Genomic DNA, 23,973 nt, shown 5'->3' with positions numbered 1-23,973 from the left:
ACGCATGCGTCGGCTTTTTTGTGCGAGCGATAGACGATTGGCAGCGTGATCGCGTTGCCTCGCCACCTGATCTACTCAGCGCGCCGGCCTCGCGAAGCACGCGAGGCGTTCGCACGACACGCGCGGCAGTGCCGCGCAAGCGTCTCGTGCTCACCCACCCCCACCCGCCTTGCCGTGGATGCCGCCCTTGGCCAATGCGGCCGGGTCCAGCAGCGGCTTGAGTTCAGCCTCGGTCATGCCGGTGACTTCGATCGCTACCTCCATCACCGGGCGATTCTGCTTGTAGGCCTGCTTGGCGATGGCCGCGCCCTTCTCGTAGCCGATCACCGGGTTCAGTGCGGTGACCAGGATCGGGTTGCGGTCCAGCGCGTTGCGCACGTTGTCCTCGCGCACGGTCAGGCCTGCGATGGCCGAATCGGCGAGCAAACGCGCGACATTCGACAGCAGCTGCACCGATTCCAGCAGGTTGGCCGCGATCAGCGGCAGGGTCACGTTGAGCTGGAAGTTGCCGGTCTGGCCGGCAATCGTGATCGCGGTGTGGTGGCCGATGACCTGTGCGCAGACCATCACCGTGGCTTCGGGGATCACCGGATTGACCTTGCCCGGCATGATCGAGCTGCCCGGCTGAAGTGCCGGCAGTTCGATCTCGCCCAGGCCGGCCAGCGGCCCGGAATTCATCCAGCGCAGGTCGTTGGCGATCTTGATCAGGGCCACGGCCAGGGCGTTGAACTGTCCCGACAGCTCCACTGCATCATCCTGCGCGGCCAGGCCTTCGAACTTGTTGTCGGCGCTCTCGAACTTGGTGCCGGTCAGCTCGCTCAGCGCCTTGGCCACCTGCTTGCCGAAGCGCGGATCGGCGTTGATGCCGGTACCGATCGCGGTGCCACCCAGCGGCAGCCTGCGCAGGCGCTTGAGCGCGTCGGTGATGCGGTCTTCGGCCGATGCGATCTGCGCGGCCCAGGTGTTGAACTCCTGGGCGAAGGTCAGCGGCATGGCATCCATCAGGTGGGTGCGGCCGGTCTTGACGATCTTGCCCAGCACCTTGCCGCGCGCCTCGATGGTCTTGCGCAGGTGTTTCAGCGCCGGCAGCAGGTCCTCGACCACGGCCAGCTGCGCCGAGACGCGGATCGCGGTCGGCACCACGTCGTTGGAACTCTGGCCCAGGTTGACGTGGTCGTTGGGGTGGATGGCGGCCTTGCCGCCTCGCGTAGCGAGGTTGGCGATGACCTCGTTGGCATTCATGTTGGACGAGGTGCCCGAACCGGTCTGGTAGATGTCGATCGGGAAATGCTCGTCAAAATGACCCTCGGCCACTTCCAGTGCGGCCTTGCGCACGGCCTTGGCCGTGGCCTTGGGCAGCAGGCCCAGCGCGGCATTGACGTCGGCAGCGGTGGCCTTGACCAGTCCCAGCGCACGGATGAAGCCGCGCGGCATCGGCCGGCCGGAAATGGGGAAGTTCTGCACGGCGCGCTGGGTCTGGGCGCCCCACAGGGCGGCTTCGGGAACCTGCAGTTCCCCCATGCTGTCGTGTTCGATTCGGACCTTCTGCGGCATCAGCGTGTTTCCTTATGGAGAAAGGCTACGGCTGGCACGCGGTGGTCAGTCCGCAACGGCTGGCTGGAAGCCCCGAAGGATACGCCCCGGGGCGTGACCGGGGCGAGGCAGGTAAACTGTGCGGCCTTCTCCGGGGCTGCCAGGCCGCGCCCACGCGCCGCACCCGAAGACCCCTTTTCCCCTTCGCCAGTTGCCTGACATGACCAACGCCACCCTGCTCGCCCTGTCGCCGCTCGACGGCCGTTACGCCTCCAAGGTCGACGCGCTGCGCCCGATCTTTTCCGAATACGGCCTGATCCGCGCCCGCATCAAGGTCGAAGTGGAATGGCTGCTGGCCCTGGCCGCCGAGCCGGGCATCGTCGAGCTGGCGCCCTTCGACGCCGCCGCGACCGCCAAGCTGCGCGCGCTGGCCGAGGACTTCAGCGTCGAGCAGGCCGCGCGGGTGAAGGAGATCGAGCGCACCACCAATCACGACGTCAAGGCCGTGGAGTACTTCATCAAGGAGCAGCTGAAGGACGATGCCGCGCTGGGCCCGGCGCTGGAATTCGTCCACTTCGCCTGCACCAGCGAGGACATCAACAACCTCTCCTACGGCTTGATGCTGGCGCAGGCGCGACGCGACGTGCTGCTGCCCAGCCTGGAAGGCGTCGCCGCCGGCCTGCGTACCCTGGCCCACGCCCAGGCCGACCAGCCGATGCTCTCTCGCACCCACGGCCAGACCGCCTCGCCGACCACGCTGGGCAAGGAAATCGCCAATGTCGTCGCACGCCTGGAGCGCCAGATCAGGCAGATCGCCGGCGTCGAACTGACCGCCAAGATCAACGGCGCGGTCGGCAACTACAACGCCCACCTGGTGAGCTACCCGGACGTGGATTGGCAGGCGTTCGCCAAGCGCTTCGTCGAAGGCCTGGGCCTGGTGTTCAACCCGTACACCACCCAGATCGAGCCGCACGACAACGTCGCCGAGCTGGGCGATGCCAGCCGCCGCGCCAACACGATCCTGATCGACCTGTCGCGCGACATCTGGGGCTACATCTCGCTGGGCTACTTCAAGCAACGTCTGAAAGAAGGCGAAGTCGGCTCTTCGACCATGCCGCACAAGGTCAACCCGATCGACTTCGAAAATGCGGAAGGCAACTTCGGCGTGGCCAATGCGCTGTTCGAGCATTTCAGCGCCAAGCTGCCGATCAGCCGCTGGCAGCGCGACCTGACCGACTCGACCGTGTTGCGCGGGCTGGGCACCGCGTTCGGCCACAGCCAGGTGGCGCTGGACTCGCTGGCCAAGGGGCTGGGCAAGCTGACCGTCGCCCCCGAGCGCCTGGATGCCGACCTGGATGCCGCCTGGGAAGTGCTGGCCGAAGCCGTGCAGACCGTCATGCGTCGCCACGGCCTGCCCAACCCGTACGAACAGCTCAAGGCGCTGACCCGCGGCCAGGGCATCACCGCCGACTCGATGCGCAGCTTCGTCGAATCGCTGGACCTGCCCGCCGAGGACAAGCAGCGCCTGCGCGACCTCACCCCGGGCCGTTACACCGGCCTGGCCGCGACGCTGGCCAAGGCGATCTGAGCCAGCCCACGTCGATGACCGAAGGCGCGCCATGCACCTGCTGATCAACATCGACGTGCCCGACCTGCCCGCCGCCGAAGCGCTGTACACGGCGGCGTTCGGCCTGACCCTCGGCCGCCGCTTCGGCGACGGCGCGGTGGAACTGCTCGGCGCCGCCGCGCCGATTTACCTGCTGGCCCAGGCCGACGGCACGCCCGCCGCCGCAGGCGCAAGCAGAACCTACGATCGCCACTGGACGCCGATCCACCTGGACGTGGTGGTCGACGACCTCGAATCCTCGCTGGCCCGCGCGCAAACCGCAGGCCTGCATCCCGAAACCGACATCCGCACCCAGGACTGGGGCCGCATCGTCCAGCTCGCCGATCCGTTCGGCCACGGCTGGTGCCTGCTGCAGTTCACCGGGCGCGGCTATGACACCATCGCGACCCCATGAAGCCTTCCAAGAAACCCGCCAGCTCCGCCGCCCTGCCGCCCATCGAAGTCGACGCCTCCAAGCTCGCGCCGCTGGGAATGACGCCGCAGTTGTTCCTGCGCCGCTACTGGCAGAAGCGCCCGCTACTGATCCGCAACGCCTTCCCCGATTTCGTTTCGCCGATCGAGCCTGGCGACCTGGCCGGCCTGGCCTGCGAGGAAGCCGCGCTCTCGCGCCTGATCACCTACGACCGCGCCCGCGACGGCTGGTCGGTGCGCAGCGGCCCCTTCCAGGAAGACGAATTCCCCGGCATGCCCGACCACGACTGGACCCTGCTGGTGCAGGACGTGGACAAGTGGGACCCGGACATCGCCGCGCTGCTGGAGGCGTTCGACTTCCTGCCGCGCTGGCGCATCGACGACATCATGGTCAGCTTCGCCGCGACCGGCGGCTCGGTCGGCGCGCACGTGGACCAGTACGACGTGTTCCTGCTGCAGGCCCACGGCCATCGCCGCTGGCAGATCGATGCCGGCCCCAAGCCGCCACTGGGCTTCCGCGACGATGTCGAACTCAAGCTGCTGCGTGAGTTCACCCCGACCCACGAGTGGGTGCTGGGCCCGGGCGACATGCTCTACCTGCCGCCGGGCGTACCGCACCACGGCGTGGCCGAGGACCCGTGCCTGACCTTCTCGGTCGGCATGCGCGCACCGTCGTCGGCCGAGCTGATCGCCGATTACCTGGACGCCCTGGTCGCCGACGCCGACGAATCCACGCGCTACCAGGATCGCGACCTGGCCCCGCCGGCCGACCCGAACGAGATCGACGCGGTGGCGATGGGGCGCGTGGTCGAGGCGCTCAATACCTTGCGCATGAACGACCCCGATCGCCTGGGCGAATGGTTCGGCCGCTTCATCACCACCTATCGCAGCGCCGGCGAAGCCGCGGTGCCGGAAGTCGCGCCCTCGCTGATCGAGGTCGAGGTCGCGCTCGACCAGGGCGGCCTGCTGCAGCGCCACCCGATGACGCGCATGGCCTGGCGTCGCGCGGCCAAGGGCGCGGTGCTGTTCGCCAGTGGCCAGGCGCTGCCGATGAACCTGCGCGATGCCCGCCTGCTGGCGGCCGTCGGCGAGCTGGATGGCGCGCTATATCAGACCTTGGGCGAACAAGGCCGCCAGGCCGTGTTGGCTCTGGTAACGTCGGGCCATTACGTGCTGCCTGGGACCGACGAAGATGACGACGACTACGACGACTGATTTCACCCTGCGCCCTGCCTCCTTCATTTCCGACCGCGAGGCCTTGCGGGCGGTCCGCGAGACCGTCTTCGTCGCCGAGCAGCACGCCCCGCCGGATACCGAGTGGGATTCGATGGACCCGGTCGGCGACCACCTGCTGGCGGTCAACGCCACCGGTGCGCCGATCGGCACCGCCCGGCTCACCCCGGACGGCCGTTTCAGCCGCCTGGCCGTGCTCAAGGCCTGGCGCGGCAAGGGCGTCGGCGAGGCGCTGTTGCGCGCCATGATCGAAAAGGCCCGCGCGCAGGGCTGGGAACAGCTGACCCTGTACGCCCAGGTCGCCAACGAAGGCTTCTATACCCGGCACGGCTTCGTCCGTTATGGCGAGCCCTTCGACGATGTCGGCATCCCGCACCAGTCCATGCACCTGGACCTGCGCCAGCCGCAGTGAGCGTCGAGCACCAGGCCCACGCCATCGAGGTCGTGTCGGCCCTGGCCGATGCGACCCGCGGCCTGCTCTGCATCTACACGCGAGACCTGGACCCCGGCCTGCTCGACGCGCCGGCGGTGCTGGATGCCTTTCGCGCTTTGGCGGTACGCCACCGCGGCGCCGAAATCCGCATCCTCATGCAGGACCCGGACACGCCCCAGCGCGCCGGCTCGGCCCTGATCACCCTGGCCCAGCGCCTGCCCAGCAGCTTCGTGCTGCGTGCGGTCACCGAACCGGTCGACCGCGTGTACCCGTCGGCCTTCGTCGCCAGCGATGGCGGCGGCTATTACTTCCGCGCCCTCGGTCACCGCTTCGAAGGCGAAGCCGAGCTGGACGCACCCGGCCGCAGCCGCCAGCTGCGCGAAGAATTCGCACGCTTCTGGGAGCGTGCCCGCGCCTGCACCGAACTGCGCGCGCTGGGGATTTAAGACGCCTGTTCCGGCGCAACTGGCAATGTCCCGCATAGTGGGTCATTTCCCCAAACGCTCCTGACGATCCCGTCCACGGACCCGCCCGGATTCAGGCCGAGGCCTATAATTTGATGGTTTCGCGGCGACAGCACGCCTTGATCGGCGATGCACCCAGGCTGTCCCGCCCGAGTTTTCCAACCCACAAAAGACGCCGTAGGCAATCATCGTGGACAATCTTCTCAAGCAGTTTGCGCAGTCCTCCCAGCTCAATGGCGGCAGTGCCGCTTATGTCGAAGACCTGTATGAGCAGTACCTGGTCGCGCCCGACAGCGTCGACCCCAAGTGGAAGGCGTTCTTCGACGGTTTCGAAGGCCGCGAAGCCGGCGACGTGCCGCACTCGGTGGCCATCGCCCATATCACCCAGGCGTCCAAGCTGGCCGCCAATGCCGCCAACGGCGAGGCACCCTCGGACGAGCGCGAGCGCCACGTCGGCCGCCTGATCACGGCCTACCGTTCGCGCGGCCACCTCGGCGCCAAGCTCGATCCGCTCAACCTGACCGAATCGACCACGCCGCCCGACCTGAGCCTGGAATGGCACAGCCTCACCGAGCGCGACCTGGACAGCGAGTTCAGCACCGGCGGCGTCGGCGGACAGCCGCGCATGGTCCTGCGTGACCTGCTGGGCCGGCTGAAGTCGACCTACACCGGCTCCATCGGCGCCGAGTTCATGCACATCCCCGACCACGACCAGCGTCGCTGGATGTACGAACGCCTGGAACAGGCCGGCGGGAACTACGGCCTGGACGCCGAGACGCGCAAGCGCACCCTGGAGCGCATTACTGCCGCTGAAGGCCTTGAGCGTTATCTGCACACCAAGTACGTCGGCCAGAAGCGCTTCTCGCTGGAAGGCGGCGACTCGCTGATCCCGATGATGGACGTGATCCTGCGCCGCGCCGGTGGCGACGCGGTGCGCGACATCGCCGTGGGCATGGCCCACCGAGGCCGCCTCAACGTGCTGGTCAACACCCTGGGCAAGAACCCGCGCAAGCTGTTCGACGAGTTTGAAGGCAAGTTCGAGCACGCCCACGATGACCGCGCCAGCAGCGGCGACGTGAAGTACCACATGGGTTTCTCGGCCGACATCTCCACCCCGGGCGGCCCGGTCCACCTGGCGCTGGCGTTCAACCCCTCGCACCTGGAAATCGTCGACCCGGTGGTCGCCGGCTCCGTGCGTTCGCGCCAGGAGCGCTACAGCGACACCGAGCGCAAGCACGTGCTGCCGGTCCTGATCCACGGCGACGCCGCATTTGCCGGCCAGGGCGTGGTGATGGAACTGCTGCAGATGTCGCAGGCCCGTGGCTTCGCCATCGGCGGCACCGTGCACATCGTCATCAACAACCAGGTCGGCTTCACCACCAGCGCCCGCGACGACGCGCGCTCGACCCTGTACTGCACCGACGTGGCCAAGATGGTCTCCGCGCCGGTCCTGCACGTGAATGGCGATGACCCCGAAGCGGTGGTGTTCGCCGCCAACCTGGCCTACGACTTCCGTCAGCAGTTCAAGAAGGACGTGGTCATCGACCTGATCTGCTACCGCCGTTGGGGTCACAACGAGGCCGACGAGCCCGCCGCGACCCAGCCGGTGATGTACCAGGTCATCCGCAAGCACAAGACCACCCGCGAGCTTTACGCCGAGCAGCTTGAAAAAGCCGGCGTGATCGCCGAAGGCGACGCCAAGGCGATGGTCGACAGCTATCGCGACAAGCTGGACTCGGGCGAATACACCACCGACCTGGCCAAGCCCGAGCGCGATCCGCTGGCCATCGACTGGTCCAAGTACCTGTCGGGCAAGCTGAGCGATCCGGTCGACACCACGGTCAAGTCGTCCAAGCTCAAGCAGCTGGCCAAGATCATCACCACGATCCCGGAAGGCGTGACCCTGCATCCGCGGGTGGCCAAGATCTACGAAGACCGCGCCAAGATGACCGAGGGCGAGCTGGGCGCCGACTGGGGCTTCGCCGAGAACCTGGCCTACGCCACGATCCTGTCCGAAGGCCACACCCTGCGCCTGGTCGGCCAGGACGCCGGCCGCGGCACGTTCTTCCACCGTCACGCGATCCTGCATGACCAGAAGACCGACAGCTATTACCTGCCGCTGCGCCAGCTGGTCGACGACCCGCAGGACGCCACCGTCATCGACTCGCTGCTGAGCGAAGAAGCGGTGATGGGCTTCGAGTACGGCTACTCCACGACCGATCCCAATGCCCTGTGCATCTGGGAAGCGCAGTTCGGCGACTTCGCCAACGGCGCGCAAGTGGTGATCGACCAGTTCATCGCCGCCGGCGAGGCCAAGTGGGGCCGTATCACCGGCCTGGCGCTGTTCCTGCCGCACGGCTACGAGGGCCAAGGCCCCGAGCACAGCTCGGCCCGCCTGGAGCGCTTCCTGCAGCTGTGCGCGCTGGAGAACATGCTGGTCTGCGTGCCGACCACCCCGGCCCAGTGCTTCCACATGATCCGTCGCCAGATGCGCATGACCACGCGCAAGCCGCTGATCGTGATGACGCCCAAGTCGCTGCTGCGCCACAAGCTGGCCGTGTCGACCCTGGACGAGCTGGCCAATGGCGAGTTCCAGCACCTGATCGGCGACGCCAAGGCCGACCCGAAGAAGGTCAAGCGCGTCGTGGCCTGCTCGGGCAAGGTCTATTACGACCTGCTCGAGGACGCCACCAAGCGCGAGCAGGACGACGTGGCGATCATTCGCGTCGAGCAGCTGTACCCGTTCCCGCGCGAAGCCCTGACCGCCGAGATGAAGAAGTACGGCAAGGCCACCGACCTGGTCTGGTGCCAGGAAGAACCGCAGAACCAGGGTGCCTGGTACCAGATCAAGCACCACCTGCAGGCCTGCCTGGGCAGCAAGCAGGAGCTCCACTACGCCGGCCGTGCCCGTTCGCCCTCGCCGGCGGCCGGTCACCTGGCCGAGCACGTCATCGAGCAGCAGAAGCTGGTTGCCGACGCGCTGGTCAATCCGTTCGTCGACGTCGTCGCCGAATAAACCCCAAGCACTTCCCAATACCTACCCGAAGAGAAATCTAGGACGCTCCCCGCATGGCAACCGAAGTCAAAGTTCCGGTACTTCCCGAATCCGTTTCCGACGCCACCATCGCCAGCTGGCACAAGAAGGTCGGCGACGCCGTCAAGCGCGATGAGAACCTGTTGGACCTGGAGACCGACAAGGTCGTCCTGGAAGTGCCCTCGCCCGTCGATGGCGTGCTGAAGGAGATCAAGTTCGCTGAAGGCGACACCGTGACCTCCTCGCAGCTGCTGGCCATCATCGAGGAAGGCGCCGTCGCCGCTGCGGCCCCGGCCGAAGCCAAGCCCGCCGCCGAAGAAAAGAAGGCTGAAGCGCCCAAGGCGGCTGAAGCGCCCAAGGCGGCCGAAGCGCCGAAGGCCGCCAAGGTCGAAGCGCCCAAGGCCGCCGGCGACACCGCCTCGCTGCCGCCGGGCGCGCGTTTCAGCGCGATCACCGAAGGCGTGGACCCGGCGCAGGTCGACGGCACCGGCCGTCGTGGCGCGGTGACCAAAGAAGACATCGTCAACTTCGCCAAGTCCGGCGGCGTGGGCAAGGCCGCCGGCGCGCGTCCGGAAGAGCGTGTCGCGATGACCCGCGTGCGCAAGACGATTGCCAAACGCCTGATGGAGTCCAAGAATTCCACCGCGATGCTGACCACCTTCAACGAGGTCAACCTCGCCAAGGTCTCGGCCGCGCGCAAGGAACTGCAGGACGAGTTCCAGAAGGCCCACGGCATCAAGCTCGGTTTCATGAGCTTCTTCGTCAAGGCCGCCGCCAACGCGCTGCAGCGCTTCCCGCTGGTCAACGCCTCGATCGACGGCGACGACATCATCTACCACGGCTACAGCGACATCTCGATCGCCGTGTCGACCGACAAGGGCCTGGTGACGCCGGTGCTGCGCAACGTCGAGCGCCAGTCCTTCGCCGATGTCGAACAGGGCATCGCCGACTACGCGGCCAAGGCCCGCGCCGGCAAGCTGGGCCTGGATGACCTGCAGGGCGGCACCTTCACCATCACCAACGGCGGCACCTTCGGCTCGCTGCTGTCCACGCCGATCATCAACCCGCCGCAGAGCGCGATCCTGGGCATGCACGCCATCAAGGAGCGTCCGATCGCCGAAAACGGCCAGGTCGTGGTCGCGCCGATGATGTATCTGGCGCTGTCCTACGACCACCGCATCATCGACGGCAAGGACTCGGTGCAGTTCCTGGTGGACATCAAGAACCAGCTGGAAAACCCGGGCCGGATGCTGTTCGGCCTGTAAGTGCTTCGAGCCCCTCTCCCACCGGGACAGGGGTTGGGGGCGCCAAGCCGACCCTTCCCAGCTCGACCACGATGAACGAGCCGCCGCGAGCCACAACAGTGAGCGGCCGGCTGTTCACCTCAACCTCTCGCAGTGGCTCGCTCCAGATCGCCATCGACTGATAGGCGATCGCGGCACACCCTCATCCGGCGCTACGCGCCACCTTCTCCCGAGGGGGGAAGGGAAAAGAAGGAATCTCCAAATGGCAGAGAACTACGACGTCGTCGTCATCGGTGCCGGCCCTGCCGGCTATCACGCGGCCATCCGTGCCGCACAGCTGGGCCTGAAGGTCGCGTGCATCGACGCGGCGCTGGGCAAGGATGGCAAGCCGGCCCTGGGCGGCACCTGCCTGCGCGTGGGCTGCATCCCGTCCAAGGCGATGCTCGATTCCTCGCGCCAGTTCTGGAACATGGGCCACCTGTTCGGCGACCACGGCATCACCTTCAAGGACGCCAAGATCGACGTGGCGACCATGGTCGGCCGCAAGGACAAGATCGTGAAGCAGTTCACCGGCGGCATCGCGATGCTGTTCAAGGCGAACAAGATCACCCCGTACTACGGCTTCGGTGAGCTGCAGCCGGGCAACATCGTCAAGGTCGCCCAGCACGAAGGTGGCGAGATCGAGCTGAAGGGCACCAACGTCATCATCGCGGCCGGCTCGGATTCGATCGAGCTGCCGTTCGCCAAGTTCGATGGCGAGACCATCGTCGACAACGTCGGCGCGCTGGACTTCACCGAAGTGCCCAAGCGCCTGGCCGTGATCGGCGCCGGCGTGATCGGCCTGGAGCTGGGCAGCGTGTGGAAGCGCCTGGGCGCCGAGGTCACCATCCTCGAAGCGCTGCCAGACTTCCTGGCGCTGGCCGATGCCGAAGTGGCCAAGACCGCGCTGAAGGAATTCAAGAAGCAGGGCCTGGAGATCAAGCTCGGCGCCAAGGTCAGCAAGACCGAAATCACCGGCAAGGGCAAGAAGCAGGAAGTGGTCGTCACCTACGCCGATGGCGAAGGCGAGAAGACCCTGACCGTGGACAAGCTGCTGGTGGCTGTGGGCCGCAAGGCCGCCACCAAGGGCCTGCTGGCCGAAGGCACCGGCGTCAAGGTCGACGACCGTGGCCGCATCGAGGTCGACGAACATTGCCACACCGGCGTCGATGGCGTCTGGGCCGTGGGCGACTGCGTGCGCGGCCCGATGCTGGCGCACAAGGGCTTCGAGGAAGGTATCGCCGTGGCCGAGCTGATCGCCGGCCTGCCGGGCCACGTGAACATGGACACCATTCCGTGGGTCATCTACACCGAGCCGGAGATTGCCTGGGTTGGCAAGACCGAGCAGCAGCTCAAGGCCGAAGGCGTGCCGTACAAGGCGGGCAGCTTCCCGTTCGCCGCCATCGGCCGCGCCGTGGCGATGGGCGAGCCGGCCGGCTTCGTCAAGGTGATCGCGCATGCTGAAACCGACCGCGTGCTGGGCATGCACCTGGTGGGCGTGGGCGTGTCCGAGCTGGTCCACGAAGGCGTGCTGACCATGGAGTTCAGCGGTTCGGCCGACGATCTGGCGCGCATCTGCCATGCGCATCCGACCCTGTCCGAAGCCATCCACGACGCCGCCATGGCCGTCAGCAAGCGCGCGATCCACAAGGCAAACTAAGCCACCCAGGTGGCTGGTCGAAGAAGGCTTCGTCTCGCGACGGAGCCTTCTTTCGTTTCCGCCGCCTCCCTTTCGCACAGGCCTCGCATGGCATCGACCACGCAGCTCAAGATCGGCGCCGGCGCCTTGTGGATCGCCGGCCTGGCGACGCTGGTCGCGGCGCTGCTGCTGCGCCAGCCACTGTTGCTGCCGGTCGGTGCGGTCCTGATCGGCGTCGGGCGCACCGCGATGACCCGCATCCTGCGGCGCACGCTGCCGCGCTGATCACCTGTCTTTCCAAGTTCAAGCAAGAGGAATCACCCGTATGAAAACCGTCTGCGTCTACTGCGGCTCCAACGCCGGCTCCAAGCCGATCTACGCCCAGCGCGCTGCCGAACTGGGCAAGCGGCTGGCCGCCGATGGCCTGCGCCTGGTCTACGGCGGCGGCAACGTCGGCCTGATGGGCACCGTGGCCAACGCCGTGCTCGAAGCCGGCGGCGAAGTCACCGGCGTCATCCCGCAGCAGCTGGCCGACTGGGAAGTCGCGCACCGCGGCCTGACCGAGCTGGAGATCGTCGGTTCGATGCACGAGCGCAAAATGCGCATGTTCGAACTGGCCGATGGCTTCGTCACCTTGCCCGGCGGCTTCGGCACGATGGAAGAGATCTTCGAGATGCTCACTTGGCGCCAGCTGGGCATCGGCAACAAGCCGTGCGCGTTCCTGGACATGGACGGCTTCTACGCGCCGCTGATCGGCATGATCGATCGCATGGTCGAGGAGCGCTTCCTGCACGCCGCCCAGCGCGCCGACCTGTGGTACGGCGAGGACATCGACGCGATGCTCGGCTGGATGCAGGCCTATACGCCGGCGCAGGCGAGCAAGTGGATCGATGAGAAGCGCGCAAGCGTGATCAAGTAAGCCAACGCCGCGCGGCGCGATCGTTCATGCGCCGCGCATCGCTGCAGTTCTCAAAATAGGAAGTGCCAGTCCCCGGCCGACCGTAAGCCCTGTTTCCCCGGCCGTTCCCGCGCCCGCGGCGTGAACTTGATCACGTCGCGCGCGCCCTGGGCGGACGGAAGGAAGCCCGACCCGCACAGACGGCAACGCTGTCTTACGCTGCGTCATCAAACGCCTCTACAATCCGGCTGGGGACAACCAGGGGTAATTGCATGGCACGTATTCTCATCGTCGACGATTCACCGTCGCAGCTGCTGGGCATCCAGCGGATCGTGGAAAAGCTGGGACATGAGTGGATCACCGCCGAGGACGGCGCGCAGGGCGTGGAAGTGGCCAAGCGCGAGCTGCCCGACATGGTGCTGATGGACGTGGTGATGCCTAACCTCAATGGCTTCCAGGCCACGCGCCAGCTGAGCCGCGAGACCACCACCAAGCACATCCCGGTGATTCTGGTGACCACCAAGGACCAGGACACCGACCGCATGTGGGGCATGCGCCAGGGCGCCAAGGCGTACCTGACCAAGCCGTTCTCCGAAGACGAACTGTCCGAGGTGATCGAGCGCATCCTCAGCGCCAGCAGCGAGCAGCCACCGGCGGCCTGATCCAGCATCAGGATGCAAACGAGAACGGGCGCCGCGGGGCGCCCGTTTTCATTCCCGCGATGACCGCCCGGCTCAGCTGTCGGCGAAGGCCTTGGCCAGCTTCTCGTAGGCCTTGCGCTGGGCGTCGGTCTCCGCGCGCGGCGCGGTGATCTCCAGTTCGACGATCTGGTCACCCGGCGTGGTGCCCGGCAGGCCGCGGCCGCGCAGGCGCAGCTTGCGGCCGGCTTCCGACCCGGCCGGGATCTTCAGTTCCACCGAGCCGCCCAGGGTCGGCACGCTGATCGTGGCGCCCAGCGCTGCGTCCCATGGGTTCACCTGCAGCACGTGGATCACGTTGCTGCCGTCGACCTCGAACTGCGGGTCGGCCGCGTATTCCACTTCCAGCAGCAGGTTGCCACCGCCGTTGCCCTGCCCGGTCAGGCGGATCGCCTGGCCCGGCTTGATGCCCTTGGGCACGCGCAGGTCCAGCTGCTTGCCGTTGACGGTCACGCGCAGGCTACTACCCTCGTAGACCGCCTTCAACGGCACCGACAGCTTGGCGCGCGTGTCGCCGCGCGGTGCCTGGCCGCCGCCAAAACCCGGGCCGCCGCCACGACGCTGGCCGAACAGGTTCTCGAAGAAATCGCTGAAGCCGGCCCCGCCGCCACCGGCGCCGCCGAACACTTCATCGAAGTCATAGCCCTGCCCCGGCCCGCGCCCGCCGAAATCCTGCGGCTGGTATTCCTGGCCCGGCCGATAGCCGCGCGCGCGCAGCTGGTCGTAGGCGGCACGCTTTTCAGGATCGCGCAGCGCTTCGTAGGCCTCGTTGACGGCCTTGAACTTGTCTTCGGCGTCGGCTTCCTTGCTGACGTCGGGATGATATTTGCGCGCCAGCCGGCGATACGCGGTCTTGATCTCCGCTTCGCCCGCCGACGGCTCGACGCCGAGCGTCTGGTAGTAGTCCTTGAATTCCATCGCACCTCCGCAAGAAAGCCCGCGACCTTGCAGTCGCGGGCTTGATCCTGGCCCCGAAGCGCATATCCGCGCCTCGACACCCGCACATGTGCCCGGCTGAGCCGGGCCGACCTGCACAGGTTACTGGATCGACTCGTGTCCCACCTGGATCCGACGCGGCGCGACCTGCGCCCGCTTGGGAATCACCACTTCCAGCACGCCGTTGCGACCGGTCGCGACGATGCCATCGGCATCGGCCGCTTCCGGCAGCGTGAAGCTGCGCGCGAACGTGCCGTGGCGACGTTCCTGGCGCGAGAAGCGCTGGTCCTCTTCGGCCTGCGGTGCAGTCCGCTCCCCCTTGATGCTCAGGACGTTCTTGTCCATCTGCACCTCGATCGCATCCAGGTCCACGCCCGGGACGTCGACGAAGATCACGAAGCGGCTGGCTTCTTCCTTCACGTCCACGCGCGGCGACCAGCCACCCTGTTCAGCGGCCTGGTTGGCCTGGACGAAACGCTCGATGACGCGGCCCAGATCGGCCTGTGCCGGGCGACCCGCCCAGCCGTGATAGCGCACAAAACTCATTGCAGTCTCCTGTCTGGTTGCCGTCGCGGATCAGGCCCGTGCGGCAGGGGCCCGTGGCCTCCATGACCAACAGATGAGCGCCCGCCCGGCGTTTTCAAGGGTTTTGACATGCCCTTGCCATCGGCGCTCCTAGGGTGGTGTTCATGCAGGGGCCAGTGCGGCCCGGGCCTCCCACCAAGACCGAAACGATGACCATCCAGAGCGGCGAACGCATTCCCGAGACCACCCTGACCCGCATCCGCCAGGGCGTGGAAAAGGTCGATACGCCGACGTTGTTCGGCGCGCACAAGGTGGTGATGTTCGGGGTGCCGGGGGCGTTCACGCCGACCTGCTCCGAACGTCACCTGCCCGGCTACATCGCCCACTTCGACGACTTCCGCAAACGCGGCATCGAGGTGTACTGCATCTCGGTCAACGATGCGTTCGTGATGAAGGCCTGGGGTGAAGCCGTCGGCATTCCCGAAGGCCTGCAGCTGCTGGCCGACGGCAGTGGCGATCTCACCAAGGCGCTGGGCCTGGACGTCGACCTGAGCGGCAACGGCATGGGCCTGCGTTCGCGCCGCTACGCGCTCTACGCCGAAGATGGCGTGGTCAAACACCTGTGGCTGGAAGCGCCTGGCGAATTCGCCGTGTCTTCGGCCGAACACGTGCTGGAACAGCTTCCGGCCTGATCCATCTCCTTCTACTCAACCACGAGGCAAGCCAATGTCCAAGACATCAGCCACCAAGTTCAACCACACCGCCGCCAGCGAACTGGCCGACAAGGCCACGCTGCGTGCCAACGCGCGCAAGAGCATCGAGGACGGCGCGATTACCGACAGCTACACCGCCGACCGCAAGGAAGTGATCAAGCTGCTCAATGAAGCGCTGGCCACCGAATACGTGTGCGTGCTGCGCTATTACCGCCATTACTTCATGGCCAAGGGCATGCTGGCCGATTCGATCAAGGCCGAGTTCCTGGAGCACGCCCAGCAGGAACAGGCGCACGCCGGCAAGCTGGCCGAGCGCATCGTCCAGCTGGGCGGCGAACCGGACCTCAACCCGGACACGCTGTCCAAGCGCTCGCACGCCGAGTACAAGGAAGGCACCGACCTGCGCGACATGGTCAAGGAAAACCTGATCGCCGAGCGCATCGCGATCGACAGCTATCGCCAGATGATCAACTACATCGGCGACAAGGACACCACGACCAAGCGCATCCTGGAGTCGATCCTGGAGCAGGAAGAAGAACACGCCGACGAATTCGCCGACATGCTGGAAGGCTGGATCGGCAAGTAAGCGGATCTGCAAGACGCAATGTGGGAAACGGGCGCCTGGTGCGCCCGTTTCTTTTTGAGGAAACGTATGGTGGGCGCTTGCTGCGCGACTTCATCGCAACGTTACAGATGCGCGCAGCCGTCAGCCGCTTTTGTGGGAGCCGCTTCAGCGGCGATGGAAACTTCTCTGTAAAGCCTCATCGCCGCTGAAGCGCCTCCAACAACAAGCAAAAAAAAGTAGCAACGCGACAACGGCAAGCCGTTCGCAAAGATCAGTCGCTAATGCAGCACCTTGAACCGCACCGTCGCCCATGCACCGCTGTCAGCCAACGCGGTCAGCGTGTGCTCGCCGGTCTGCTCGAAGCCGTGCTCGAAGCTGCGTGCGCCGTAGGTCTGTGCGATCCAGCGGCCATCGACCAGCCATTGCACGTCGGTCTCGGTGCCTAACGCCCGCAGCCGCACCGTCGCCGGCTTCAGGCTGCCCGGTGCGCGCGCGATGGTGGCGCGCTCGTTGAGGCCTTCGATCCGTAGTGAGGCGGCGGCATCACGTCCATCGGCCGCGCAATCGGGCGCCAGCGGCGGCAAGCGCGAGGCGCCGCGTTCGGCCGCCGTCAGCCAAGGCGATGCCAACGCGGGCCAGCGGGCGATCTGTGCCTCCTGCGGCGTGTGCGGTGCCGTACACGCGGCGGACAGGCGCTGCCCGCTACGGGCGTCGCGCTGGAAGGTCTCCAGCCCGCTGCGCCACAGGCGCGCGTCGCGCTCGGCGAACGTCGGCGGCACGTTGCCATCCAGCGTCCAGGCCTGCATCCGCTTCTGGCACAGCTGCGGCGCGGCCGGATCGGGTGGCAGGCCCAGCGGCCAGCACACCTCCAGCTGCGCCACGTTGGCCGGCGCCGGCGTGGTCATGGCATCGCCGCGCCCGCGCGGCAGGCTGTCGATCACCTCGAACATCAGCGGCAGCGCGGTCACTGCGCCGTACTGACCAGGCAGCGGCGTGCCATCCGGGCGGCCGACCCAGACGCCCACCGTGTAGCGCCGCGTGCCGCCGATCGCCCAGGCATCGCGATAGCCGTAGCTGGTGCCTGTCTTCCAGGCCACGCGCGGCCGCGACGCGGTATCGAAGGTGTCCAGCGCGTAGCCCGGGCGCGGGTTGTCCTGCAGCATCTGGCGCACGATCCAAGCCGCGCCGGGCGACAGCAACCGGCGATCGTTCTTCGGATCGTCCTGCGTGTAACGCACGCGCCCGGACAACCCGTCGCGATTGAACGCGGCGAACGCACCGACCAGATCCTCTAGCCGCGCGCCGGTGCCGCCGAGGATCATCGCCAGGTTCGGCTTCGCCCCGCGCGGAAAATGCAGGTCGATGCCGGCATTGGCCAGGCGCGCGGCGAAGCGCGGCGGGCCGACGTGATCCAGCACGTCCACCGCCGGCACGTTGAGCGACAGGCGCAGCGCTTCGGCCACGCCCACCGGCCCGTTGAAGGCCGTATCGAAGTTGCCCGGCCGATAGCCACCGAAGCCCTGCGGCGCATCAACCAGCAGGCTTTCCGAATGGATCAGGCCATCGTCCAGCGCCAGGCCATAGAGGAACGGCTTCAACGTCGAGCCGGGCGAGCGCCAGGCCTGGACCATGTCGACGTGGCCGAGCCGCTTCACATCGCCGAATTTGACCGAGCCAACATAGGCACGCGCTTCCATCGTCGCGTTGTCCACCACCAGCAACGCGGCCGAAGTGCGTTCGGGCAGGTTGGAGAAATACGCGGTGACGCGCTGCTCCAGCGTGCGCTGCAGATCCGCATCGATGGTCGACGCAATGCGCGTGGCCTTGGGCTGATCCTGGTGCAGGCGCAGCGCCAGCAACGCGGCGCTCAACGGCGGTTGCAGCGAGCGCGCAACCACCGGCTCGATGCGCGCATCATCGACCTGTTCCTGCGACCACACGTGCAGCGACACCATGCGCGCCAGCACCTTGTCGCGCGCGGCGCGCGCGGCCTGCGGATTGCGGTCCGGGCGCAGCCGGCTCGGCGATTGCGGCAACACCGCCAACAATGCGGCCTCGGCATGCGACAGGCGCGAGGCGGGTTTGCCCAGGTACGCCCAGCTCGCCGCTTCCACGCCTTCGATGGTGCCGCCGAACGGCGCGCGCTCCAGGTACAGGTCCAGGATCTGGCGCTTGCTCAGGTGCACTTCCAGCTGCACCGCACGCAGCAGCTGCTTGGCCTTGCCCCACGGCGTGCGCGTATGCGGGTCGAGAATGCGCGCGACCTGCATGGTCAGGGTCGAACCGCCCGAGACGATGTGCCCGCGCGTCAGCAGCTGCCCGCCCGCCCGTAGCAGCGCCCACGGATTGACGCCCGGATGCTTCCAGAACCAGCGGTCCTCGTAGGTCAGCAGCGCCTGTAGGTAGAGCGGCGACACCCCTTCGGGCGAGACCGGATAGCGCCACACGCCATCGCGATCGGCGAACGCCCGCAGCGGCGTGCCATCACGCGCGACGACCAGCGTGCTCGTGTCGCGCGCCTTGGGGAGCGGTGGGGGGAAGGCGAAGTCGAGGGCCAACAACGTGATCAGGAAGACAACCGTCGTCCAGCGCAACCAACTCCATCCGCGTTGCCGCAACAGTCTGATCACGGCACGTGCAGCGAGGTCACTTCGAACTCGTATTTGGATGCACGTTCGCGGACACGCAGGAATAGAACCAGATCGCTTCGCCCCTCTTCGACCGTGAAGAGATCAACGAGGACTTCCCACCATTCGCCCATCCACACGTACACCGAAGTCCACCATGTTTCGGGCGGCAGTGTGTCCAACGTGCCGCCGTAGGCCGCCACGTTGTCTGACAACCATGCTCCATCAATGGAAGCACGCAGCGAGACATCGGCAATCCCGCGTTCGAGCGCAAAATCACCATCCCTGAATGCAGCGACGATCGCCGCAATCGTCGGCCGCCAAGCGGACGGAACCACCTGCTCTCGGTCCTCGTTGCGCTGCACCGGAACGATGTCGTCTGGTTGCGTCATCCCCTGGCGCTTGGCACCACGACGATCACGGCTGTACCACCGTGATCGTCGCCGGGCTCGAAGCGCCCACGCCGCGGATATCCGGCCGATACATGTCTTCCACCAGCGGCGGCGGCACGGTGTAGGTGCCGGGCGTGACGGCGCGGACCAGGTAGAACACCTTCGCCCCGCTGCCGCCTTCGGGCAGGCGCAGCGCGGCCACGTAGCGGTCGTCGCGGAACTCCTCGTGCTTGACGTCGGCCGCGTCGCCGCGGTCGGTGATGTCGATGCCATCGACCACCACGTCAGCCCATTGCTTGGCGTCGGACAGGTTGAAGTTCTCGATCTCCAGGCCGGCCGGCAGCAGGTCGGTCAGCAGTGCGTCGGGCATGGCGGTGTCGGCGGTGATGCGCAGGCCGACGATCAGCGCGTCGCCCTCCTTCAGCGTGCCGCCCTTCCACTCGGTGCCGTCGGTGTTGTAGTAGCGCCGCACCACGCCGACCTTGGACTTGTCCTCGGCCGGGGCGCTGCGCGGCACGCCGGCGATTTCCAGGCTGGCGTACAGCGGTGGCGTGCCGGTCGGGGTGAAGCTCACGCCCTTGGCCAGCGTGTCGCCATCGAAGCTGCGCGCGAACAGGCGCTGCCCGTCCACCGCTTCGCTACTGCCGTTGGCCGCCCAGGTGCCGCTGACGGCCTTCGCCTGCGCATCGCCGAGCAGCGACTTGCCAAGCCGCGCCAACGCCACCTGCTCCTGTGTGCTCAGGTAGAACCAGCTGGCCTTGCGGCGCTCGTCCAGCTCGCGGCCCAGCGAGACCACGCGCGCGTCGTACTCGGGCTTGGACAGCTTGCGCTCGCGCACCAGGGCCAGCATCAACGCGTCATCGCGCAGCTGGGTGCCGTAGTCGCCGAGATAGCGCGGACGGTCGCCGGTCTTGTCGAAGCCCAGCGCGATCGCGCGCGCGCCGCGCTTGGTATCGCCCTGCAGCGACAGCGCGATGCCCAGATGCACCAGCGGCAGCCCGGTCATCGACTTGACCCGATCGTTGTCGTACAGCGCCCGCAGCGTGCCCAGCGGCGCACGGCCCACGCGCGCCAGCACGTAGCCCTCGTAAGCCTGGTTGGCGAAGCGCAGGTGATCGCGGAAGTCCGCGCCGTAGAACTGGTTGCCGCCCGACAGCAGGTCCTCGCTCAGGCGGTTGAGCGCCTTCTGCAGGACCGCGTCTGGCACCGCGAAACCGGCATCGCGTGCATCGAGCAGGAACTCGGTGACGTACGGCGTGATGTACGGCACCACATCGCTGTCATCGCCCCACATCGAGAAGTTGCCGTTGGCCACCTGCATCGAGGTGATGCGGCCGAACGCGCCTTCCATGCGCGCACGGCGCTTCTCCGCATCCAGTCCCTTGGTGCCCAGCAGGTCAGCCGTGGGCTGGTCCAGCAGCAGCGTGCCGTAGCCCTTGCTGGTGGTCTGCTCGATGCAGCCGTAGGGATACAGCAGCAGGTTTTCCAGTGACGAGGCGAAGGGAATCGGCGGCAGCGCGCTGACCACCATGCGTGCGTTGATCGAACCAGCCATCAATCCATCGCCGAAGCCGGCGCCCATCGTGATCGGCGCCAGCGGATCGATCACCCGGCTCTCGGTCCGCACCACGCTCGGCCAGCCGGCCCGCACCGGCACGTCGTACTTGCGATCCACCTTGAAGCCACCGGCGGCGCCGTCCACGCGGATGCGCACCTGCGCGGTGGTGTAGCCCTCCCTGGCCGTCAGCGGGAAGCTGAGCGTGGTCTTGGCGCCATCGGCCAGCTGCGCGGTGCGGCTGCCTTCGCCGATCGCCAGCGGGCCGATGCCGTCCACCTGCACCTTGAAGGCGCCGGGCTTACCTGTGAAGTTCTGCACGTCCAGGGTGACCATGCTGCGGTCGCCCGGCGCCAGCACGCGCGGCAGACTGGCTTCGGCCACCACCGGTGCGCGTACCAGGGTTTCCACGTCGCGGTTGCCGTACTGGTCGTCCGAATACACCAGCGCCGAAACCCGCAGCGTGCCGTTGAAATCCGGCACTTTCAGGATCACGCGCGCATTGCCCTTGGCATCCAGCTTCACCGGGCCGGCGAACAGGTCCACCGTCTGCACCTTGGCCGTCGGTCGCTTGGCCTGCGGCAGCGGTCCCAGCGCCATGTCGCCGCCGAAACGCAGCTTGGCCGTATCGCCCTCGAAGCTCTCGATCACCCGGCCGTACACGTCGAAGCTGTCCACGCCGAACCGGCGCTGGGCGAAGAACTGGCTGGTCGCATCCGGCACCGGATAGCGGGTGATGTTGAGGATGCCCACGTCCACCGCCGAGACGGTGACGTGCGCATTCTTGCCGGCCAGCTGCGGCACGCTGACGGTGACGGCCAGGTCCTGGTCCGGCTGCATCTTCTCCGGTGCCTTCAGGCCCACCGCGACGCGACGCGCGGCACGGTCCATCGGCACGTGCGCCACGCCGACCGCACGGGCCGGGGTGATCTTGGACGGCGCGCTGCCGCCGCGGAACACCAGCGCGGTCACGTACACGTCGTGTCGCTCCCAGTCCTGCGTTACCGGGATCTCGAAGGTGCTGCCCGGCTTCACGTCGATATTCTTGACGTAGAGCATGTGGTCGGACTCGACCATCAGCACGCCCTTGCCTTCATGCGGCGGCGTGACCGTCACTTTGAGCGTGTCGCCCGCGCGGTAGCCAGTCTTGTCCAGGGAGAGCTTGACCTTGTCCGGGCGCGCATCCAGGCCGCGGTTGTCGTCGCTCCAGCTCCAGCCAGCGGTGAACGGATAACGCGTGGTCAGGCCAGTGGCCGGGTCGAACACCTCCAGCCGATAGCCGCCCCACTCCACCGGGAACTCCACGCGCGCCGCCTCGGGGCCGACATCGATCTTGCGCGTGTCCACTTCCTCGAAGCGCTGGGTGTAGTCGAACGACCAGCCGGTGTCGTCGTCATGGGTCCAGTGATAGTCGCGGCGCTCGCGCACCAGCGTGACTTTCAGATTGCTTCCGGACAGCCGCTTGCCGGCCGCGTCCATGCGCGCGATCTCGAAGCCTGCCGTGCCGTTGGCATTGGAGCCTTCCTTGTCGTCGAACAGCGGCCGCACGCCCACCAGCGCCTCGGCCGGCCACATCACCCGCTTGAGCGTGCGGTTGATCGTGCGTCCGCCGGTTTCATACACGCTGCCGGAGACGATCGCCGCCACCGGCGTGACCGGCTTGACCTCGTCGGGCAGCGCGATGTCCTCTTCGTAATGGCCCTTGGCGTCGAAGGTCGCATCGACCACGTCCTTGGCTTCCTTGGGCAGATCCACCGTGGGATCGCCGAAGAACCAGCCCGGCAGTTTGTCCAGCGGATGCTGCTCGACCGCCACCGCCAGCCGCGCGGTGAAGCGGTTGCCGTCGGCCGGCGCGCCATACAGGTAGGCCGCGTCGGCCTGCAGCGCCAGCGGCGAACCCGGCTTGAGCGTGTCCGGCGCGGACAGGTCCAGCTTCATGCGCTCGGGCAGGAATTCCTCGATGCGCAGGGTCATGCCCTGCACCGCTTCGGCACTGCCCGGATCGGTGCGGAATTCCACCTGCCAGCGCCCGGTCGGCGCCTCGGCGGGGATCGCCTGTTCGAAGGAGAAATAGCCCTGCTCGGCGGGCTTCAGCCGGGTCTCGCGGAACACCTTGCCGTCGGGCTGCTTGAGCCGCAGGTACAGCGGCTGGTCGGCCTTGACCGGCTTGCCGTCGAAATCGCGCAGCAGCGCCGACACGCGCACCGTTTCGCCGGGGCGATACAGGTCGCGCCCGGACCAGGCGAACACGTCGAACCAGGCCTGCTCGCGCCCGGCCACGGCAAACTCGGACAGGTCCAGCGCCGGCTGGTTGAACGGCAGCAGGGTCACGTCCTTGCCGCGGCTGGCGACCAGCACCTGGCCGGCGTCCAGCGTGTACTTGAGCAGCGCGTTGCCGTTGCCGTCGGTCTCGCCCTTGAGCACGGTGTCGCCCTTGGCGTCGAGCACGCGCAGCTGCGCGCCCTTGGTCGCCTCGCCGCTGGCCAGCGAGGCGGTGTGCACGAACAGCGTGTCCTTGTAGGCTCGTGCGTGCAGCCCCAGGTCACTGACGCTGAAGAACGCGGTCTGCAGGTCTTCGGAGAACCGCCCGACCCGCTTCATCACCGCGAAGTACAGGCCCGGCTCCTGCAGCTGCTTGATGTCCTGGATCGGCAGGTAGCTGAGCGCGCGCTCGTTGGGCTTGCCGTCCAGCACGAAGCGGTTGAGGTAGACCGACTCGGCCATGTCGCCCAGCGGCGTGTGGTCGCCGTAGGAGCGATCCAGGTCCCAGGCACCGCGACTGCCGCCGCGCTGGTACTGGTCGAAGAAGCGCGGCAGGTCGGCCTCGCGCACGCGCAGGAATTCCACGTCCACTTCCGGCACGTTGATCGACACCACCGGCAGGCCACGGGTGTCCTTGGCCGGCAGCACGCTGCCCTGCGAGGCGAAACCCACCGAGGGCTTGAGCGAACCGGTGTGCACCACCTGCTCCACGCCCTTGCCCAGGCGTGCGCCCGCGGCGGCCAGCAGGTCGGCGTCGATCTTCACCGTGTAATCGCGCGCGGCCTCCACCGACGGGAAGCGCAGCACCTTGCCTTCGTCGCCCAGCACCCAGCTGCCACTGACCGGCGCGCCCTTGTCGTCGGTGACGTGCAGCAGCTTGTCGAAGTCCTGCGACTCCACCAGCGCCTGGCTGAATTCCAGGGCGATGGAGACCTCGCCGTCGTCCTCGTCCGGATAGGCATTGGCCAGGCCGAAGCCGGACACCGTCTTGGCCTTCTCGACCTTGACCGCCTCGCCGGAGACCTTGGGCAGGTCGCCGGTCTTGTTGCGATCACAGCCAGCCAGCGCCAGCACCGACAGCGCCGCGGCCAGCAGCATGGCGCGCCACGGATGTCGTGTTGAAAGGGATAACCCGGGAATTGACT

Annotated in this window: 19 protein-coding genes; 13 read left to right on the top strand and 6 right to left on the bottom strand. The window is 67.2% G+C overall.

Going from position 1 to position 23,973, the window contains the following annotated elements; genetic code table 11:
* Nucleotides 1-150: 150 nt before the first annotated feature.
* Nucleotides 151-1,554, bottom strand: a complete 1,404-nt coding sequence (locus tag BMZ17_RS14115; protein ID WP_093139164.1) for a class II fumarate hydratase — start codon at nucleotides 1,552-1,554, stop codon at nucleotides 151-153.
* Between the two features lie 199 nt (nucleotides 1,555-1,753).
* Between BMZ17_RS14115 and purB the strand changes: the two genes are divergently transcribed.
* The 11 genes from purB to pilH all read left to right on the top strand — a co-directional run bounded on the left by purB (nucleotide 1,754) and on the right by pilH (nucleotide 13,217).
* A complete protein-coding gene (gene purB / locus BMZ17_RS14110; RefSeq protein ID WP_093139163.1) occupies nucleotides 1,754-3,121 on the top strand; it encodes an adenylosuccinate lyase in 1,368 nt (455 codons plus the stop codon).
* Nucleotides 3,122-3,152: 31 nt separating this feature from the next.
* Nucleotides 3,153-3,554 carry a VOC family protein gene (locus tag BMZ17_RS14105; RefSeq protein WP_093139162.1) on the top strand — a complete coding sequence of 134 codons (402 nt, stop codon included), beginning with the start codon at nucleotides 3,153-3,155 and terminating at the stop codon, nucleotides 3,552-3,554.
* Nucleotides 3,551-4,786: a cupin domain-containing protein gene (locus BMZ17_RS14100; RefSeq protein WP_093139161.1), complete on the top strand. Its 1,236-nt coding sequence runs from the start codon at nucleotides 3,551-3,553 to the stop codon at nucleotides 4,784-4,786. Before BMZ17_RS14105 ends, BMZ17_RS14100 begins: the two co-directional genes overlap by 4 nt.
* The gene (locus tag BMZ17_RS21300; protein ID WP_254775306.1) at nucleotides 4,764-5,216 is read left to right on the top strand and encodes a GNAT family N-acetyltransferase; all 453 of its coding nucleotides are present in this window, start codon (nucleotides 4,764-4,766) and stop codon (nucleotides 5,214-5,216) included. The genes BMZ17_RS14100 and BMZ17_RS21300 overlap by 23 nt, the downstream gene beginning before the upstream one ends.
* The gene (locus tag BMZ17_RS21295) at nucleotides 5,213-5,683 is read left to right on the top strand and encodes a DUF7931 domain-containing protein (RefSeq protein ID WP_254775305.1); all 471 of its coding nucleotides are present in this window, start codon (nucleotides 5,213-5,215) and stop codon (nucleotides 5,681-5,683) included. Before BMZ17_RS21300 ends, BMZ17_RS21295 begins: the two co-directional genes overlap by 4 nt.
* A 208-nt stretch (nucleotides 5,684-5,891) precedes the next feature.
* On the top strand, nucleotides 5,892-8,717 hold the full coding sequence (locus BMZ17_RS14090) for a 2-oxoglutarate dehydrogenase E1 component (RefSeq protein ID WP_093139160.1): 2,826 nt from the start codon (nucleotides 5,892-5,894) through the stop codon (nucleotides 8,715-8,717).
* A 53-nt stretch (nucleotides 8,718-8,770) separates the two neighbouring features.
* Complete coding sequence (sucB, locus tag BMZ17_RS14085; protein WP_093139159.1) at nucleotides 8,771-10,000, top strand: dihydrolipoyllysine-residue succinyltransferase; 1,230 nt, start codon at nucleotides 8,771-8,773, stop codon at nucleotides 9,998-10,000.
* Between the two features lie 241 nt (nucleotides 10,001-10,241).
* Nucleotides 10,242-11,678, top strand: coding sequence for a dihydrolipoyl dehydrogenase (gene lpdA, locus BMZ17_RS14080; RefSeq protein WP_093139158.1), 1,437 nt, complete (start codon nucleotides 10,242-10,244; stop codon nucleotides 11,676-11,678).
* 87 nt (nucleotides 11,679-11,765) lie between these two features.
* Nucleotides 11,766-11,942 carry a hypothetical protein gene (locus BMZ17_RS21175; protein WP_175485593.1) on the top strand — a complete coding sequence of 59 codons (177 nt, stop codon included), beginning with the start codon at nucleotides 11,766-11,768 and terminating at the stop codon, nucleotides 11,940-11,942.
* Between the two features lie 40 nt (nucleotides 11,943-11,982).
* Entirely contained in the window at nucleotides 11,983-12,576 is a 594-nt protein-coding gene (locus BMZ17_RS14075; protein ID WP_093139157.1) for an LOG family protein, read from the top strand.
* A 251-nt stretch (nucleotides 12,577-12,827) separates the two neighbouring features.
* A complete protein-coding gene (gene pilH / locus BMZ17_RS14070) occupies nucleotides 12,828-13,217 on the top strand; it encodes a twitching motility response regulator PilH (protein WP_093139156.1) in 390 nt (129 codons plus the stop codon).
* Nucleotides 13,218-13,289: 72 nt separating this feature from the next.
* Here pilH and BMZ17_RS14065 read toward each other — a convergent pair whose 3' ends face one another.
* Together BMZ17_RS14065 and BMZ17_RS14060 are read right to left on the bottom strand one after the other, a co-directional pair.
* Nucleotides 13,290-14,171, bottom strand: a complete 882-nt coding sequence (locus tag BMZ17_RS14065) for a DnaJ C-terminal domain-containing protein (RefSeq protein ID WP_093139155.1) — start codon at nucleotides 14,169-14,171, stop codon at nucleotides 13,290-13,292.
* Between the two features lie 120 nt (nucleotides 14,172-14,291).
* Nucleotides 14,292-14,735, bottom strand: coding sequence for an Hsp20/alpha crystallin family protein (locus BMZ17_RS14060; RefSeq protein ID WP_093139154.1), 444 nt, complete (start codon nucleotides 14,733-14,735; stop codon nucleotides 14,292-14,294).
* Nucleotides 14,736-14,923: 188 nt separating this feature from the next.
* On the opposite strand from BMZ17_RS14060, the gene BMZ17_RS14055 reads away from it, so the two are divergent.
* Both BMZ17_RS14055 and BMZ17_RS14050 read left to right on the top strand, forming a co-directional pair.
* Nucleotides 14,924-15,406: a peroxiredoxin gene (locus BMZ17_RS14055; protein ID WP_093139874.1), complete on the top strand. Its 483-nt coding sequence runs from the start codon at nucleotides 14,924-14,926 to the stop codon at nucleotides 15,404-15,406.
* A 34-nt stretch (nucleotides 15,407-15,440) separates the two neighbouring features.
* Entirely contained in the window at nucleotides 15,441-16,013 is a 573-nt protein-coding gene (locus tag BMZ17_RS14050) for a ferritin-like domain-containing protein (RefSeq protein ID WP_093139153.1), read from the top strand.
* Between the two features lie 257 nt (nucleotides 16,014-16,270).
* Here BMZ17_RS14050 and pbpC read toward each other — a convergent pair whose 3' ends face one another.
* Genes pbpC through BMZ17_RS14035 form a run of 3 tightly spaced genes read right to left on the bottom strand, consistent with a single transcriptional unit; the run spans nucleotide 16,271 to nucleotide 23,926 of the window.
* Entirely contained in the window at nucleotides 16,271-18,613 is a 2,343-nt protein-coding gene (pbpC, locus tag BMZ17_RS14045; RefSeq protein WP_254775334.1) for a penicillin-binding protein 1C, read from the bottom strand.
* A gap of 5 nt (nucleotides 18,614-18,618) precedes the next feature.
* On the bottom strand, nucleotides 18,619-19,011 hold the full coding sequence (locus BMZ17_RS14040) for a DUF7668 domain-containing protein (protein ID WP_093139151.1): 393 nt from the start codon (nucleotides 19,009-19,011) through the stop codon (nucleotides 18,619-18,621).
* A gap of 25 nt (nucleotides 19,012-19,036) precedes the next feature.
* Nucleotides 19,037-23,926 (bottom strand): alpha-2-macroglobulin family protein, encoded by a 4,890-nt coding sequence (locus tag BMZ17_RS14035; protein ID WP_175485621.1) that lies wholly within the window; start codon nucleotides 23,924-23,926, stop codon nucleotides 19,037-19,039.
* Nucleotides 23,927-23,973 lie beyond the last annotated feature (47 nt).

This window comes from Pseudoxanthomonas sp. GM95 (assembly GCF_900109775.1).
In the GTDB taxonomy this organism is placed as follows: Bacteria; Pseudomonadota; Gammaproteobacteria; order Xanthomonadales; family Xanthomonadaceae; genus Pseudoxanthomonas_A.
Note: the sequence above shows the minus strand (reverse complement) of the source record. Positions and strands in the feature narration are given on the sequence as shown.